At 50.5% G+C, this 17,568-nt stretch carries 9 protein-coding genes, 11 tRNA genes and 2 rRNA genes (1 of these 22 only partly in view); all 22 read left to right on the forward strand.

The annotated features are described in order from the left end of the window. Positions 1-2,591, forward strand: a 23S ribosomal RNA gene (locus tag C812_RS23025); it begins 181 nt to the left of the window's first position. Between the two features lie 169 nt (positions 2,592-2,760). After that, positions 2,761-2,877: ribosomal RNA gene (gene rrf, locus C812_RS00385) — 5S ribosomal RNA — on the forward strand. Positions 2,878-2,882: 5 nt separating this feature from the next. Continuing rightward, positions 2,883-2,955 (forward strand) — tRNA-Asn (locus C812_RS00390). A 70-nt stretch (positions 2,956-3,025) separates the two neighbouring features. After that, positions 3,026-3,098 (forward strand) — tRNA-Thr (locus C812_RS00395). A gap of 11 nt (positions 3,099-3,109) precedes the next feature. Beyond that, a tRNA-Glu gene (locus C812_RS00400) sits at positions 3,110-3,184 on the forward strand. Positions 3,185-3,213: 29 nt separating this feature from the next. Next, positions 3,214-3,289 (forward strand) — tRNA-Val (locus C812_RS00405). A gap of 7 nt (positions 3,290-3,296) precedes the next feature. Next, positions 3,297-3,371: transfer RNA gene (locus tag C812_RS00410), tRNA-Gln, on the forward strand. A gap of 13 nt (positions 3,372-3,384) precedes the next feature. Beyond that, positions 3,385-3,460: transfer RNA gene (locus C812_RS00415), tRNA-Lys, on the forward strand. Positions 3,461-3,469: 9 nt separating this feature from the next. Continuing rightward, positions 3,470-3,553 (forward strand) — tRNA-Leu (locus tag C812_RS00420). 7 nt (positions 3,554-3,560) lie between these two features. Beyond that, a tRNA-Gly gene (locus tag C812_RS00425) sits at positions 3,561-3,635 on the forward strand. 9 nt (positions 3,636-3,644) lie between these two features. Next, a tRNA-Arg gene (locus tag C812_RS00430) sits at positions 3,645-3,721 on the forward strand. A 30-nt stretch (positions 3,722-3,751) separates the two neighbouring features. Then, positions 3,752-3,828 (forward strand) — tRNA-Pro (locus C812_RS00435). A 12-nt stretch (positions 3,829-3,840) separates the two neighbouring features. Then, positions 3,841-3,914, forward strand: a tRNA-Gly gene (locus C812_RS00440). A gap of 336 nt (positions 3,915-4,250) precedes the next feature. Continuing rightward, positions 4,251-7,052 (forward strand): phosphoenolpyruvate carboxylase, encoded by a 2,802-nt coding sequence (ppc, locus tag C812_RS00445; RefSeq protein WP_016310734.1) that lies wholly within the window; start codon positions 4,251-4,253, stop codon positions 7,050-7,052. Between the two features lie 272 nt (positions 7,053-7,324). Then, complete coding sequence (gene sigW / locus C812_RS00450) at positions 7,325-7,900, forward strand: RNA polymerase sigma factor SigW (protein ID WP_016310735.1); 576 nt, start codon at positions 7,325-7,327, stop codon at positions 7,898-7,900. A 143-nt stretch (positions 7,901-8,043) separates the two neighbouring features. After that, positions 8,044-8,664 carry a zf-HC2 domain-containing protein gene (locus C812_RS00455; protein WP_016310736.1) on the forward strand — a complete coding sequence of 207 codons (621 nt, stop codon included), beginning with the start codon at positions 8,044-8,046 and terminating at the stop codon, positions 8,662-8,664. A gap of 253 nt (positions 8,665-8,917) precedes the next feature. After that, positions 8,918-9,748, forward strand: coding sequence for a diadenylate cyclase CdaA (gene cdaA, locus C812_RS00460; protein WP_016310737.1), 831 nt, complete (start codon positions 8,918-8,920; stop codon positions 9,746-9,748). Beyond that, positions 9,741-11,111 carry a CdaR family protein gene (locus C812_RS00465; protein WP_016310738.1) on the forward strand — a complete coding sequence of 457 codons (1,371 nt, stop codon included), beginning with the start codon at positions 9,741-9,743 and terminating at the stop codon, positions 11,109-11,111. Before cdaA ends, C812_RS00465 begins: the two co-directional genes overlap by 8 nt. Positions 11,112-11,210: 99 nt before the next feature. Further along, a complete protein-coding gene (gene glmM / locus C812_RS00470) occupies positions 11,211-12,551 on the forward strand; it encodes a phosphoglucosamine mutase (protein ID WP_016310739.1) in 1,341 nt (446 codons plus the stop codon). Between the two features lie 568 nt (positions 12,552-13,119). Continuing rightward, entirely contained in the window at positions 13,120-13,341 is a 222-nt protein-coding gene (locus C812_RS22460) for a hypothetical protein (protein ID WP_167669284.1), read from the forward strand. Between the two features lie 202 nt (positions 13,342-13,543). After that, entirely contained in the window at positions 13,544-15,376 is a 1,833-nt protein-coding gene (gene glmS, locus C812_RS00475) for a glutamine--fructose-6-phosphate transaminase (isomerizing) (RefSeq protein WP_016310741.1), read from the forward strand. A gap of 579 nt (positions 15,377-15,955) precedes the next feature. Then, on the forward strand, positions 15,956-17,560 hold the full coding sequence (locus tag C812_RS00480) for a restriction endonuclease subunit S (RefSeq protein ID WP_244268266.1): 1,605 nt from the start codon (positions 15,956-15,958) through the stop codon (positions 17,558-17,560). The last annotated feature ends 8 nt before the right edge of the window (positions 17,561-17,568 follow it).

A 17,568-nucleotide genomic window follows, 5' to 3' on the forward strand; every position in this document is an offset into this window, starting at 1 on the left:
GAAGAGGTCTGGAAAGGCCCGCCAAAGAAGGTAAAAGCCCTGTAATCGAAAATGTGGACCCTCCGCAGACGACTCCCGAGTAGTGCGGGGCACGTGAAACCCCGTATGAATCTGCCAGGACCATCTGGTAAGGCTAAATACTCCCTAGCGACCGATAGTGAAGCAGTACCGTGAGGGAAAGGTGAAAAGCACCCCGGAAGGGGAGTGAAAGAGAACCTGAAACCGTGTGCTTACAAGAAGTCAGAGCCCTCTTTATGGGTGATGGCGTGCCTTTTGTAGAATGAACCGGCGAGTTACGTTTGCAAGCAAGGTTAAGGTGAGAAGCCGGAGCCGCAGCGAAAGCGAGTCTGAATAGGGCGAATAAGTTTGTAGGCGTAGACCCGAAACCGTGTGATCTACCCCTGTCCAGGGTGAAGGTGCGGTAACACGCACTGGAGGCCCGAACCCACGTACGTTGAAAAGTGCGGGGATGAGGTGGGGGTAGCGGAGAAATTCCAATCGAACTCGGAGATAGCTGGTTCTCCCCGAAATAGCTTTAGGGCTAGCCTCGGTGGGACAGTCGTGGAGGTAGAGCACTGATTGGGTGCGGGGCCCGCCAAGGGTTACCAAGCTCAGTCAAACTCCGAATGCCATAGACTGAATAACCGGGAGTCAGACAGTGAGTGCTAAGATCCATTGTCAAAAGGGAAACAGCCCAGACCATCAGCTAAGGTCCCCAAGTGTGTGTTAAGTGGGAAAGGATGTGGAGTTGCACAGACAACCAGGATGTTGGCTTAGAAGCAGCCACCATTTAAAGAGTGCGTAATAGCTCACTGGTCGAGTGACTCTGCGCCGAAAATGTAACGGGGCTAAACACACCACCGAAGCTATGGCTTGATGCTTTGCATCAGGGGTAGGGGAGCGTTGTGTGCGCGTTGAAGGTGTACCGGAAGGAGCGCTGGAGTGTACACAAGTGAGAATGCCGGTATGAGTAACGAAAAGATCAGTGAGAATCTGATCCGCCGAAAGCCTAAGGGTTCCTGAGGAAGGTTCGTCCGCTCAGGGTAAGTCGGGACCTAAGGCGAGGCCGAAAGGCGTAGTCGAAGGACAACAGGTAGAAATTCCTGTACCACCGTAATCCGTTATGAGCGATGGGGTGACGCAGTAGGGTAGTGACGCGAGCTGATGGATGCTCGTCCAAGCAGTGAGGCTGGTGTGTAGGCAAATCCGCACATCGTTAAGGCTAGGCTGTGATGGGGAGGGAAAATTTACAGTACCGAAGGTCATGATCTCACACTGCCAAGAAAAGCCTCTAGCCAGGAGAAGGTGCCCGTACCGCAAACCGACACAGGTAGGCGAGAAGAGAATTCTAAGGCGCGCGGAAGAACTCTCGTTAAGGAACTCGGCAAAATGACCCCGTAACTTCGGGAGAAGGGGTGCCTCGGTAGGGTGAATAGCCCGAGGGGGCCGCAGTGAAAAGGCCCAAGCGACTGTTTAGCAAAAACACAGGTCTGTGCGAAGCCGCAAGGCGAAGTATACGGGCTGACGCCTGCCCGGTGCTGGAAGGTTAAGGGGAGCGGTTAGGGAGAAATCCCGAAGCTGTGAACCGAAGCCCCAGTAAACGGCGGCCGTAACTATAACGGTCCTAAGGTAGCGAAATTCCTTGTCAGGTAAATTCTGACCCGCACGAATGGCGTAACGACTTGGGCGCTGTCTCAACGAGAGATCCGGTGAAATTTTAATACCTGTGAAGATGCAGGTTACCCGCGACAAGACGGAAAGACCCCATGGAGCTTTACTGCAGCTTGATATTGGACTTTGATACGATTTGTACAGGATAGGTGGGAGCCTAGGAAGCCGGAGCGCCAGCTTCGGTGGAGGCGCCGTTGGGATACCACCCTGATCGTATCGGAGTTCTAACCTGGTACCGTGAACCGGTACGGGGACAGTGTCAGGTGGGCAGTTTGACTGGGGCGGTCGCCTCCTAAAGAGTAACGGAGGCGCCCCAAGGTTCCCTCAGAATGGTTGGAAATCATTCGAAGAGTGCAAAGGCAAAAGGGAGCTTGACTGCGAGACTGACAAGTCGAGCAGGGACGAAAGTCGGGCTTAGTGATCCGGTGGTACCGCATGGAAGGGCCATCGCTCAACGGATAAAAGCTACCCTGGGGATAACAGGCTTATCTCCCCCAAGAGTCCACATCGACGGGGAGGTTTGGCACCTCGATGTCGGCTCATCGCATCCTGGGGCTGAAGTAGGTCCCAAGGGTTGGGCTGTTCGCCCATTAAAGCGGTACGCGAGCTGGGTTCAGAACGTCGTGAGACAGTTCGGTCCCTATCTGTCGTGGGCGTAGGAAATTTGAGAGGAGCTGTCCTTAGTACGAGAGGACCGGGATGGACGCACCGCTGGTGCACCAGTTGTTCCGCCAGGAGCACAGCTGGGTAGCTAAGTGCGGACGGGATAAGCGCTGAAAGCATCTAAGCGTGAAGCCCCCCTCAAGATGAGATTTCCCAGTATGTAAGACCCCTTGAAGACGACAAGGTTGATAGGCCTGAGGTGGAAGTGCAGCAATGCATGGAGCTGACAGGTACTAATCGGTCGAGGGCTTATCCAAAAAACTCTAAAATGCAGTTGAGTTTCGTATCCAGTTTTCAGGTGATCAAGCGCCTGAGTGAGAAAGGTTTGATCTTTTCTCGCAGCGTTTTTTAGCTGCATGCCTGTTCTAAGGTATGATCTTTTGCTGAAGCGGAAAGCGTGGAAGTAAAAGCAGCGCAAAAATCATGTTTGGTGGCAATGGCGGAGGGGTTCCACTCGTTCCCATCCCGAACACGACCGTTAAGCCCTCCAGCGCCGATGGTACTTGGACCGAAGGGTCCTGGGAGAGTAGGACGCTGCCAAGCAATGTTCCCCGATAGCTCAGTCGGTAGAGCACTCGACTGTTAATCGAGTTGTCACAGGTTCGAGTCCTGTTCGGGGAGTCAAATCCCCAGAAAGTGACGATTTGCTTCGAAGCATATTCCGATTACTTTCTGGGGACCCCAAAAATTTGCTCTCATAGCTCAGTAGGTAGAGTGCATCCATGGTAAGGATGAGGTCACCGGTTCGATCCCGGTTGAGAGCTTCTCTACATATGGCCCGTTGGTCAAGGGGTTAAGACACCTCCCTTTCACGGAGGTAACAGGGGTTCGAATCCCCTACGGGTCACCATCTTCTTTCTTAAGTAGTCCCAGATATATGGAGGCTTAGCTCAGCTGGGAGAGCATCTGCCTTACAAGCAGAGGGTCGGGGGTTCGATCCCCTCAGCCTCCACCATAAATATTGGGGATTAGCCAAGCGGTAAGGCAACGGACTTTGACTCCGTCATGCATAGGTTCGAATCCTATATCCCCAGCCATCTTTCTTAGTAAGAGCCATTAGCTCAGTTGGTAGAGCACCTGACTTTTAATCAGGGTGTCGAAGGTTCGAGTCCTTCATGGCTCACCAGTATTCCTTGCGCGTGTGGCGGAATTGGCAGACGCACTAGACTTAGGATCTAGCGTCTTTGACGTGGGGGTTCAAGTCCCTCCACGCGCACCATCTATGCGCGGACGTGGCTCAGCGGTAGAGCATCGCCTTGCCAAGGCGAGGGTCGCGGGTTCGATTCCCGTCGTCCGCTCCATCTTAATACGCGCCCTTAGCTCAGCTGGATAGAGCGTTTGACTACGAATCAAAAGGTCAGGAGTTCGAATCTCTTAGGGCGCGCCACTTTTTCAATTTCATATTTCACCTTAATGACGGGATGTAGCTCAGCTTGGTAGAGCACCTGGTTTGGGACCAGGGGGTCGCATGTTCGAATCGTGTCATCCCGACCATCTCTTTAAGGTGCGGGTGTAGTTCAATGGTAGAACTCCAGCCTTCCAAGCTGGTAGCGTGGGTTCGATTCCCATCACCCGCTCCATACATAACAGCAACATCATCGGATAAGATGATGTTTTTTGTTATAATCTTATCCTTATTACCATTGCGGCCTTCCTCTGGGTATAAAAGTTTTCTATCGACCTGTTATACCCTTGCGTTTTACTGCTTTACCGTGTTAAGGTAAGTAAAGTTGCAAAACGGAATTGAATCTGCAGTCATGGTGTCCAAGAATTTCTTACAAATTAAGTGAAGATTTTCAGGGCAGATTGTTGTATGATGTTAGGAAACGCGTGGCGCACGTCATTAGGTCTAACCGACAAAGATCATGACCATGCTGAATAGAGTATGCAGCATTGGGATGAAAAGGGGGAGAAACATGACAGAGTTAACGGTTACCGCAGGTAAAGGCAACTCGAATAACCTGCTTCGGCGCGACATTCGTTTTTTGGGCAATATTCTAGGAGAGGTCCTGGTGCATCAGGGCGGCAATGAGCTCTTGGATATTGTCGAGAAGATACGTGAAGCCAGTAAATCCCTGCGGGCTGTATTTTTACCGGAGTTACATGAAGAGTTTAAGGGAATGATCAATTCTTTAGAACCCGGCATCCGTCATCAGGTGATCCGTGCATTTGCGATCTATTTTCAATTAGTCAATATCGCGGAGCAGAACCACCGCATTCGCCGGAAACGCGATTATGAGCGTTCTGCGGGGGAAGAGGTTCAGAGCGGTACGATCGAGGCTGCTGTCCGCGATTTAAAGGAACAGGGCTTTAGTTATAGCGAAGCTCAGGAACTCCTAAACGGCATGTCTCTGGAGCTGGTCATGACTGCCCATCCAACGGAAGCGATGCGCCGTGCGATTCTGGACATCCACAAACGGATCGCTGACGATGTCATGCAGTTGGATAACCCTACGCTGACCTTCCGCGAACGGGAGCAGTTGCGGGAGAAGCTGCTTAACGAGGTCATTACCCTTTGGCAGACCGATGAACTGCGTGATCGTAAACCAACAGTGCTGGATGAGGTGCGAAATGGGATGTATTATTTTCACGAAACCTTATTCCACGTGCTGCCTGAGGTTTATCAAGAACTGGAACGCTGCCTGACGAAGTACTATCCAGAGCATTACTGGCACGTCCCAACGTACTTACGCTTCGGGTCTTGGATCGGCGGTGACCGGGACGGGAATCCTTCGGTAACCTCTGACGTGACCTGGGAGACGCTGCGGATGCAACGTAAACTGGCGGTGCGCGAATATCAGCGGATTTTGTCCGATTTGTTCAAGCATCTTAGCTTCAGCACCTCGATCGTGGACGTTACGGACGAGCTGATGGCTTCCATTCAGCGGGATCGCCTGCAGGTGACGTTGCGCAAAACGCCGCAATGGAACAACGAGAAAGAACCTTACCGCGTTAAGCTGACGTATATGACGGAGAAGCTGCACAATGTTCTGGACGATAACACAAAGGATACGCCAGAGCGTTATCCAAACGTAGAGGCTTTTATCCAGGATTTGAAGATCATCGACCGCAGCTTGCGTCATCACTACGCAGACTATGTCGCAGATACGCATATTAAGAAGCTGATTCGTCAAGCGGAGTTGTTTGGCTTCCATACCGCGACGCTGGATATCCGTCAGCACAGTAAAGAGCATGAGAACGCCATGACGGAAATTTTGGCGAAAATGAATATTGTGGAGAATTATGCCGAACTGGAGGAGCAAGAGAAGATTCAACTGCTGGAACGGTTGTTAAACGACCCGCGTCCATTAACTTCTCCATATCAGGATTATTCGGAAAGCACCAAAGAATGTCTGGATGTATATCGTACGGTGTATCTGGCACAAAAAGAATACGGCACACAGTGTATCACCAGTTACCTGATTAGTATGACAGAGGCGGCCAGCGATATCCTCGAGGTCATGGTCTTCGCGAAAGAAGTAGGCTTGTTCCGTAAGGAAGCAGACGGCACCGTCGTCTGTACGCTTCAATCGGTTCCGCTGTTTGAAACGATTGACGATCTGCATGCCGCACCAGGTATTATGCGGCAGCTGTTCAGCATGCCGATTTACCGCGAGTCGGTGGCGGCGATGAACGATCTTCAGGAGATTATGCTCGGCTACTCCGATAGTAATAAAGACGGCGGCGTAGTTACAGCCAACTGGGAGCTACGCGTTGCCTTGAAGCAAATTACGGCGGCGGCCAATGAGTTTGGCGTGAAGCTGAAATTTTTCCACGGTCGTGGGGGCGCGCTGGGTCGTGGCGGTATGCCGCTTAACCGCAGCATCCTCGTGCAACCGCCGGAAACCATCGGCGGCGGTATCAAGATCACGGAGCAAGGCGAAGTGATTTCGTCACGCTACTCCTTGCGTGGTATTGCGTACCGCAGCTTGGAGCAAGCGACTTCGGCGCTGATCACCGCAGCGATTCAAGCGAAGCTGCATCAAGACCAAGGACCAAGCGCAGAAGAACAACGCTGGGAAGAGATCATGAGCGGGATTTCCGAGACATCGCTTCATAAATATCAGGACCTGGTCTTCCGCGATCCGGATTTCTTGAAGTTCTTCCGTGAGTCTACGCCATTGGTTGAGGTGGGGGAGCTGAATATCGGCTCCCGTCCATCCAAGCGGAAGAACAGTGATCGGTTTGAGGATTTGCGGGCGATCCCTTGGGTATTTGCCTGGACGCAAAGCCGGTATTTGTTCCCGGCTTGGTATGCAGCTGGAACCGGCCTATATCATTTCTATCAAAATAATGAAGAAAACCTCAAGGTTCTTCAGGATATGTATCAGAACTTCTCGTTCTTCCGTACGGTGATCGATACCTTGCAATTTGCGTTGAGTAAAGCAGACCTCGTCATCGCGAAGGAATACGCCCAAATGTGCAAGGATGATACTGTGAGAGAGCGGATCCTGGGGAAAATTGAAGAGGAATTCCATTTGACGCGGGAAATGGTGCTGAAGATTTGCGGGATTTCAGAAATCTTTGACAATCTCCCAGGCCTGCAAGAATCGATCCGTTTACGTAATCCTTATGTGGATCCCCTGAGCTATTTACAGGTGCAGTTGTTAACGGAATTGCGGTCTGCGCGTGAACAAGGGCAGGATGATGCTGAACTGTTACGTGAAGTGCTGCTTACGATTAACGGGATTGCTGCTGGACTCCGGAATACGGGCTGATCCTTTATTGGTCCATATAGCCATGCTAAGCCAGACCTTCTTAAAGAAGGTCCGGCTTTTTTGCTGTTGACTTAGCTGGATGTATTGCATTTTGGGATAAGTTGCTTTAACATTTGAATGAAGTGCCGACGACTGGAAGTACCCTTTCAAGGATGCAATGGTCAGGATTCGGATCGAGAACGACCTCTTGCATTTGCCTTAGCCAAAGGGACGAATAGCCGGACAGGCAGGGTACAAGTACCTGAGCCCTTCCAACCGATTTGGGGGAAAATATGGTGGTGGAACATTTCGATGCAAGACTGGTGAAGCTGGCCCGGAAAGGGGACCAGGGAGCCTTCGCTGAACTTGTTGATTTATATAAGGATAAGCTATATCATCTCGGATACCGGATGCTGTCTAACCGGCACGAAGCGGAAGATGTTGTGCAGGAGACGTTCTTAAGGGTACATAAAAACTGGAACCGCTACGACGATAAACAGAAGTTCTCAACCTGGATTTACCGGATTGCGACGAACTTGTGTATTGACCGACTGCGTAAGCGGAAACCAAGTTATTACCTGGACGCAGAGATGAACGATCAGGATGGCTTGGACGGATACACTCTGATTCCTGGGGATGAACGGACACCGGAAACGGAATACTTGCTGTCCGAAACGCAGCAAACGATTCATCAAGCGATCGAAGGCTTGCCTGCTAAATATAAGTCGGTGATCGTGCTCCGTTATTTGCAGGAACTTTCTCTGCAAGAAATCAGCGAGGTTTTGGATATGCCGGTGACTACGGTGAAGACGCGGGTTCACCGCGGACGCGAATTTTTGCGTAAAAAGCTGGAGCATAAAATGCTCTAAAATATGGGCTGTGCCTGGGGAATTATTTTTTGAAACGAATTCTGTACCATTACGTATTGTAAGGTAGGATGTAGGACGACTATGATCTTAGCCGTGCCTTCCGCATTTCGCATAGATTGATACTACTGAAAGGATTGGCTGATATGGAATGCAAACATGCCTCATCTATGATGCATGATTACCTGGACGGCGAATTAAGCCGCGACCAAGCCGAACGGCTGAAGCAGCATCTCGACGAGTGTCCGGATTGCCTCAAGGAATTCAGGGAATTGGAACGGACCGAAATGATGTTGTTTGCCACCATCAAGCAACATAGCAACATCTCGGCTCCGGACGAACTGGTGAACCGGATCATCAGTCAGATTCCAAGTCAACCCAAACAGCAGGCCTGGATCCAGTGGATCAAACGCCATCCGGCGTTGACCGCGGCGGCGATGTTCTTGCTGGTGATGTTGTTCAGCGCGGTATCGATTTGGGATAGCGACGATCAGCTGGTCGTAAAAGGAGCGGGCCTGGATCAAGTCATCATTCAAGGCGATACGGTCACGGTTCCAAGTGACGCTGTCATTGCCGGGAACTTGACCATTGAGAACGGGAAAGCCGAAATCTATGGTGAAGTTCAAGGCAACCTCACCGTGATTGATGGCTCCTATTACCAAGCCTCCACGGCGCATATTTCAGGCGAAGTGAAACAGATCGATCAAGCGCTGGACTGGATCTGGTACCGGATCATCAATACGTTTACGGAAGTCGCCTATAGGTGATTGTAAGGCGATATGGAATGTTTTGGGCGCCTTTCCTTTGGGAAACGGCGCTTTTTTATTTTTGTATCTATAGGTAAAATTTAGTAAGCGTTACGAAATGAACCTATTTTTGCTGGGCGCTTGCATCTGACATGTGAACGTTATAACCTAGTATTTAGGGGAAACTTAAAGAGACAGGCGTGAATGAAGCTGTACATATTGGTTCCTTGTTGGCGGGCCAAACGTCCGCAAGGATCTTTCCGGGGGTCGCAGCATGAACTATTTTATGAATTTGACTTGGCAGGATACCATTAAGGATGTCATCGATATCCTGATTGTTACCTATATAATATATCACATGATTTTGCTTGTCCGCGGAACGCGGGCTGTTCAGCTGCTCAAGGGGATTTTGGTTCTGGTGTTTATTTGGGCCGTCAGTACCTGGTTCGACTTGTATACGCTGAAATGGCTGATGAACCAAATGTTTACGTTTGGCGTGCTGGCGATCTTCATTATTTTCCAACCGGAGCTTCGACGGGCACTGGAGCAGCTTGGCCGAGGTAAGCTGTTTGGGCGGAACAGCGCGGACGAGGAAGAGTTTGGCAAGCAGATCGGTGAGATTATTAAAGCCGTCAATTATTTATCGCGCAGAAAGATTGGGGCTCTAATCGTGTTTGAACGCGATACGGGGTTAAATGAATATACCGAATCGGGAATTCCGATGCAGTCAATCATTTCTTCACAGCTGTTGATCAATATCTTTATCCCCAATACCCCGCTCCATGATGGAGCCGTGATTATTCAAGGCCAACGGATCTCTGCGGCTGCCTGTTATTTGCCGTTGTCGGAGAATCCATTCATCAGTAAGGAGTTGGGTACAAGACACCGGGCAGCGATCGGAATTAGTGAGGTCGGCGATGCGGTCTCAATCGTTGTGTCCGAGGAGACGGGGCAAATTTCACTTGCGATCGACGGACAGGTCGTCCGAGACATTAACGAGGAGTCGTTGATTTCCAAGCTGTATGCGGAATTAGGTCCGAACTCGCGCACCAAAGACAAGCGCAGCCCGTTCCGAAGACGGAAGGAGGCCGGCAAAAATGGATAAATGGCTGACTCACAACAATTTTGCTAAGGTCCTTGCGCTAGTGTTTAGTATCATGTTGTGGGCGATGGTTCATTTGGACAGCGGAACTCCCGTAGACTCCACGACCTTGGCGCAGTCGCGTTATATCGACAATGTCAAAATAGAAGTGACCGGATTTGACGAGGACAAGTACGTTTTATACGATCTGGATCCCAGCACCGTGCGTATGGAAGTGAAGGGGAAACGGATCGATTTGACGACGAATTTCTCAGATTATAAGGCGAGGCTAAATTTGGAAAATCTGGGACCAGGGACATTTACCCTTCCTTTAACCCATGAGCTTCCTCCTGGAGTCCAACTGGTCTCCATGGAACCTTCTATCGTGAAGGTGACGATTGAAGCGAAGGAAACCCGCACGATTCCTGTGACCATCGTCACGAAAGGGGAACCGGCCGACGGATTAGTACTTGGGACGCCTATTGTTGCCGGGAGCGGCACCGTTGATGTGACCCTGCCTGCGAGTGAGGCGCAAGAGCTGAGCAAAGTCGAGGGCACGGTTGATGTGACGGGATTGAAGGAATCCGTTAAAGGCAAAAGCGTCAAACTGACAGCATATGATAAGCAAGGGATACCTATGGAGAATGCGAAGATATCGCCTAGTTCTGTGGATGTAGATATCCCCATCAATAAGCTATACAAAAATGTGCCCATTGAAATACGTAAAACCGGACAATTACCATCTGGATATATCTTAACTGATATAGAGGTTGATGTAGAGGGCGTCGTTCTATACGGTACAAAGGAAGCGTTGGAGGGTATATCCTCCTATCCGCTGACGGTAGATCTGAGCCGTTATAACGGTTCGAATGAGACTAAATACGTGGTGGACTTGACTCCTCCGGAAGGTTTTGAGAAAATCGAGCCGAGCTCTGCCACGATCACATTGCATGTGATGCCCGGGGGGCAGAAGCAGCTGGACGACATTCCAATCACGTTGAAAAATGTCGGATCCATGTACGATGTCAAATGGATTCGGCCAACGGAACCAAGCTTGAGTCTGAACGTGATTGGGGCCAGCGCGGTGTTGGACGCGCTCCAACCGGAGAATGTTCAGTTGACCGCTGATCTCGCACATCTGGGGGCGGGGACGCATACGGTCCCGATTGAGATTCATTTACCTGAGGGCGTGGCGTTGGCCGACCCGAACACTTCCTTGTCCGTGGACGTGGAGCTAACGGAGAAAGGCAACCCAACCTCTGGTGTTCCTGTGGAGTCAGACGGTACACAAAGCCCGTCCGGTAATGGATCTTCGCATGGATCGCCACCTCATCAGGAGGATGGAGGCAATGCGACAGAGGACGAGACCTCAGGGAACGGCACGTGACATAAACACAAGCAGACAACAACGATGATAGACCGGTCAGACGCCTTCTGGGAGATGAGAGAACGGTGCGGCACTGGCAAATATTGAAGGAGTGAAATCATGGGGAAGTATTTTGGAACGGATGGCGTAAGAGGAATTGCGAATAAAGAATTGACAGCGGAATTGGCGTACCAGATCGGTCGCTGCGGCGGTTATGTGCTTGCAGGCCAGGTACCTAAGCCGAAGGTTGTCATTGGTATGGACACGCGTATTTCCGGCGTGATGCTGGAATCTGCGTTGGTGGCGGGGTTGTTGTCGATTGGCGCCGATGTGATTCGGCTTGGAGTCGTGACGACACCTGCGGTTGCTTATCTCACCCGCTTGCTTAAAGCGGACGCGGGAGTCATGATTTCCGCATCCCACAATCCGGTAGAGGATAACGGGATCAAGTTCTTTGGCAGTGACGGCTTTAAGTTGTCGGACGAAACGGAGCTGCAGATCGAAGAACTGCTCGACAAAGCGGTCGACGAGTTGCCGCGGCCAATTGGCGGCGACTTGGGAACCGTGACGGTGGACAATGATTCGAAGCTGAAGTACCTCGAACATTTGAAAACGACGATCAACTCCTCGTTTAAAGGGCTGAAGGTGGTGCTGGACTGCGCAAACGGGGCGGCTTATGAGCTGGCACCAAGATTATTCCGCGAGCTGGGAGCTGAAGTGCATACGCTGGCCGCTGAGCCTAACGGCCTGAACATTAACGATCACTGCGGTTCCACGCATCCAGAGCGGCTGAAGGAAGAAGTCGTTCGACTTGGCGCGCATGTCGGGCTTGCTTTTGACGGCGACGCGGACCGGTTGATTGCGATTGACGAGCTGGGGCAAGAAGTGGACGGCGACTATATCCTGTGCATCTGCGGCGATGCGATGAACAGAGCGGGCAAGCTGAAGGACAGCACCGTTGTTTCGACGGTAATGAGTAACTTTGGCTTCTACAAAGCCGCCAAGAAATTGGGACTGGCTACTCAGCAAACCGCAGTGGGCGACCGCTATGTTATGGCGGAAATGTTGCGCGGCGGCTATAATCTAGGCGGGGAGCAGTCCGGTCACGTGATTTTCCTTGACTACAATACAACGGGGGACGGTATTCTGACGGCGATTCAACTGGTCGATACGATGCTGGCTTCCGGCAAGCCGCTTAGCGAGCTGAAGAAGGTCATGAAGCAATATCCGCAGGTGTTGGTGAACGTTCGCGTACAAGACAAGAGCAAGTTCGCAGGGAACGCGGTGATTGCTGAAGCGATTGCGGAAGTAGAGCAAGAATTGGGCGATAATGGTCGTGTACTGGTTCGGCCGTCGGGAACGGAATCTCTGATCCGTGTTATGGCGGAAGGGCCGGAGAAAGCGGAGCTGGAGAAGCTGGTTGCGCAAATTGTAGAGGTTGTAGAGAAACAGTTAGTGTAACGATCGGATTATTTAACTCATGGATCTCTAGGACGTTGAGAACCGCCGGACGGGTGAGGATGCCTGTCTGGCGGTTTTTGCTAGGGAGAGGGTGTCTGTTGGGCTCTCTTTTTGATGATTATCCCTTTGCATCAGATTGGGAAGGTGACAGGCAACTGCAAATTAAGGGCATTCATTGCCTCCTTCGGGTGCGTATTCTTCCAGATCAAATCGCCCTGACCTGACTGAGAGGGATAATGGTGCAAAGAAGTGTGCGGAGGGGGGGATGAAGGTCACAAGGGGAATAACCCGATGGAAAAAGGAACGTGTCGTTTTTTTCTAGGCCATAAGGGTAAAAAGCACGGTTCGACGAATCAGGACAAGTTGATCATTGCCAAATCGTGTGAAGGTGCATATAATTAAGCATATTCGAGCAAAGAAAGTGAGGGTAGTAAGGTTTACCGGTTTTTAAGCGCCAGAACTTCATTGTGCGCGTTTCGTTTGGACGGATTAGGAAAGCGGCGTGATCAAGGGAACGTTGTTTGAGAGGCAGGGGCGGAAGGCTGGCCTGCAGCGACAACGGTAAGCCTTGAGGCGTGATATCGGTTCAAGCGAACGGCAAAGCGAAGTTGACGAGGTGGAGGTGTTCGGAATGTTCGGCGGGGGCCTCCCGGTGCTGCATCGCACCGTAACCGTATCGGCAAAAGGAAGGGGCGACCTTTCCCACAAACCGTGCGGGCAGATGGATAATCACATTCATAGATCGTTCATGAATGTACGTAAGCAAGTGACGCGGAAAGAGCCGCGGTAGACGGAGCAATCTGGACATTCGTGAAAAAATGAATGAAAATTGTGTAACGTTAGAGTGATGATCAATCTGGTGAGGATTGATTGGATATATTTTTTTACAATTGAATAGTTCTGTCTCGGTGTACCGCGAAAGGCTTCTTCCGTGCTTCATTTCTTACGGCCAAAAAACCATCTTGTAAGAATGAAACGGAGGATAAATTATTATGTGTGGTATTGTTGGATACATTGGGAATCGGGATACGCAGTCGGTGTTGCTTGAAGGCTTAAAGAAGCTGGAGTATCGCGGGTACGACTCTGCAGGTATTGCTGTATTTACGTCGGATGGTCTGAAGATTGCAAAATCGCTCGGCCGTCTGGCAAACCTGGAATCCAAACTGGAGGATGCACCACTTAAGGGTTCGGCCGGGATTGGTCACACCCGCTGGGCTACGCATGGCAAACCGTCTGACGTGAATTCTCATCCGCATACCGACCATACCCAGAAATTCTCGGTCGTGCATAACGGGATCGTCGAAAATTATCTGGAATTGAAGGAAGAACTGATCAGCCAAGGGTATGTCTTTGTGTCTGAAACGGATACGGAGGTCATTTCCCATCTGGTCGCTCGCGAGTATCAAGGCGATATCGTGAAGGCGGTACAGAAGGCGATCACTTATATGCGCGGCGCATTTGCACTTGGGGTGCTGACAGAGTACGAACCTGACAAACTGGTGGCTGTGCGTCAAGCTAGCCCATTGATCATTGGTCTTGGCGAAGGAGAGAACTTTATCGGCTCCGACATCCCGGCGTTGTTGAATTATACGCGGAACGTTTATATTTTGAACGATGGCGAGATGGCGGTACTGACCAAGGATTCTGTCGAACTGATGACCATTGAAGGGAATTTTATTTCTCGGGAAATGATTCGTGTCGATTGGGACGCTGTCACTGCAGAAAAAGGTGGGTTCGATCATTTCATGCTGAAAGAGATCCACGAGCAGCCGAAGGCTTACCGGGACACGATGCTGGGTCGGATCGACGAAAGCGGTCGCAAAGTCGTGTTGCCTGGCTTGAAACTGACGGACGAGAAGATCCGCAGCCTGAGAGCGATTCATATCGTTGCTTGCGGTACGGCCTATAACGCTGGTTTGGTCGGCGGGACAGCGATTGAGCAACTCGTACGCATTCCGGTGATGACCGATGTCGCTTCGGAATATCGTTATCGCTCGCCGTTGATTACGCCAGATACACTCGTGATCGTGGTCAGTCAATCGGGCGAAACGGCCGATACGCTGGCTGCACTGCGTGAAGCACAAGCGAATGGTGCCCATGTGCTGGCGATCACCAACGTGGTTGGCAGCTCGATTGCCCGCGATGCGGACGACGTCATCGCTACGCTTGCTGGTCCGGAAATCGCCGTCGCTTCGACGAAGGCGTATACGTCCCAGTTGATTGCCTTCTACCTGCTTGCCCTGTACATGGCTCAGGTTCGTGGTACGCAAAGCGAAGATCAAGTAGCTCATGTAATTGCGGCCATGCAGTCGCTGCCAGAGCAAGTGGAAAGCATGCTTGCTCAAGCCGATGTGGTGAAGGCTTATGCAGAGCAGATCGCGAGCAATGAGCATCTGTTCTTCATCGGTCGCGGTCTCGACTATTCCGTCGTGCAGGAAGGTTCGCTGAAGTTGAAGGAAATTTCCTATATTCACTCTGAAGCGTACGCTGCCGGCGAGTTGAAGCACGGTACCCTGGCACTGATTGAAGAAGGCGTTCCAGTAATCGCACTGGCAACTCAGGAATCGGTGCTGGAGAAAACCGTCAGCAATATCAAGGAAGTCAAAGCGCGCGGCGCAGAAGTTATGGCCATCACCCACGAGGAGCATGTGCCTGACCTGTTGAAGTCGGTGGACCAAGCGCTGTCCATTCCGAAGACGCTGCCGCTGCTGACACCAGCGCTGTCCGTTGTACCGCTCCAATTGCTCGCTTACTACGCTTCCCTGGCTCGCGGCAATGACGTCGACAAGCCACGGAACTTGGCGAAGAGCGTGACAGTGGAGTAAGAGGGATTTAAGAATGGTTTGCTGTAACCATGAAATAAAGTTCTTCTAAAGCGACCTAACGCAGGTAAAGCCGTATCAAAAAGTCGAGAAAACTCAGAGTCACTCCTGAGTTTTCCTCGGCTTTTTTCATTTTTGGAGCGTGTGATCCCCAGCTAATCCTTTGTTTTTTAATTTTTCTCCAGTCTTACATCAACATCATTATCCGAATTCATCATTTCACGGGTTTTCGCATTGTTACTCCACTAGAATTCTTATATACCTCGTGTAGAAACTGGAATTTAAGATGAGGAGCTGCAAAACTAAATTGAGCAAAGGGTCTCTCAAATTTTCGTCGTTTTTGACGATGCAACTTTACAAAAAAGAAATCCCCTAATGGGTAAATGAAAATGTCCAGATACAGTAAATTAAATTCAATCGCATTCTCGATAATTTACAATTCGGAATTTAGTATTGAAATACTTAATTTATTTGTGGTAGTATTTAGGTGGAGGTTATGTGTATAAAAAGGGATTAAATCCCGAATCTTTTTGTTATAAATCTCTCGGTTGTAAAATAAACGAAGTGACCCTAATTTTTATCTTGAAAGAAGGTGATAGATTGATTGAATCGTTCTGGAATATCTGTCTGCTCCATGATATATCAACCCGTGATCAGTTGCTTCGCGAAGCCATTCGAGTGAAACGGACGCAACAACTTCTGGAACAACAACAGTTGGCCGAAACGGAGCTAATGACAGAACCTGAGAAGCTGTTTCAGTGGATGAAGGAACGAGCCTTAGACAAAGAATTAGGCCATTTTCCCGGCGATCGGGATTTATTTTATAAATTATACCATGCAGGCAAGGACATGGACTTGTTGGAATACGCCATGCTAACCATCCAACAAGATCGGGTTACAGGGAGCATTGTCGTCCATCCGGGAATCGTCGAGCGGTTTGTCGATCAGTGTGAGCGACATGGTTGCAAGAACATTCTGTTTGCAGAAGCTGAAAAGTATATCAAAGGACTCATCGAAACGAAATGTTACCATCGACCATGGACAATCACATTGTTAACGGAAAACTACATCGTAGGCAGATTGTTCAAAACGTATTTCGAGCCCTATTCCAATATCCGCATCGTTCAAGGGTCCATTTATCAGCCGCTGCCCGCAGAACATCAATTCGACGCGATCCTGGCGATGCCAAATTTTGGTATGAAGATGAACGATGACGATGTCGCGGTTCGGGAATCCGAAGGCGCAGCGGCCAGCTACCTCCTTCCACTCTTGCAAGACGGCGGGAGATTGAGCGTGACCTTTCCTGCACGGATGCTGTTTCAATCCGGCGCGATCGCCAGCTGGCGGAAGAAAATGAATGATCAGGCGCCGGTGCAAACGATCTATTCGCTTCCGGACGGCTTGTTTCGTCCCTACACTTCTATCAAGACCTATCAGGTTGACTTCGGCAAAGTGCCTGTGGAAGAGGTGATCCTCGGGCGACTCCATATGGAGAAGTCAAAGCTTGTGGGGGAACGGGAGATTACCATCCATCCGGATCGGTTCCGAGAGCTGGATCATTGGCGAATCGAACTGCTGCTGGATGAAGATCAGGATATACTTCGTTCGTTTCAGCAGGCGGCAACCCCGAAAGTGAAGTTGCGCGATGTGGCAGAAATTTTTCGGGGAAAATCGATTCTTAAGCAGGATCTAAAGCCCGGGAACATTAAGGTGCTGAATATATCCAATCTGGATGACGGCGAAGTGCTATTGGATCAGCTTGAAACGATTGACGAGGAAGAGAGGAAAGTGAAACGTTACGAGATTCTCCCGGGTGACCTGGTCATGACGTGCCGCGGCACCGTGAACAAGCTGGCTGTATTTCCGGAGGCTCAAGGGATGGTCATCGCTTCCTCGAATATGATCGTGATCCGGTTCAAGTCGGCCATCAAGAGTCATTTTGCCAAAATGTTTCTGGAAAGCCCGGTTGGAACAGCCCTTATTCAAAGCTTCCAGCGGGGGACGACTGTAATGAATCTGAACCCGGCGGATGTGGCGGAATTGGAATTGCCTCTGGTACCGGAAGATAAGCAGCACGAGTTAATAGAGCAATATATACGGGAAAAAGAACGATATAAAGAAGTTGTTCGGGAAGCGATGAATCGCTGGGAACAAGTGAAGAGCCAGTTATACGAGGAACTCTACTGAGGAGGAAT

The sequence above is a fragment of the Paenibacillus barengoltzii G22 genome (genome assembly GCF_000403375.2).
GTDB classification, from domain to species: Bacteria; Bacillota; Bacilli; order Paenibacillales; family Paenibacillaceae; genus Fontibacillus; species Fontibacillus barengoltzii.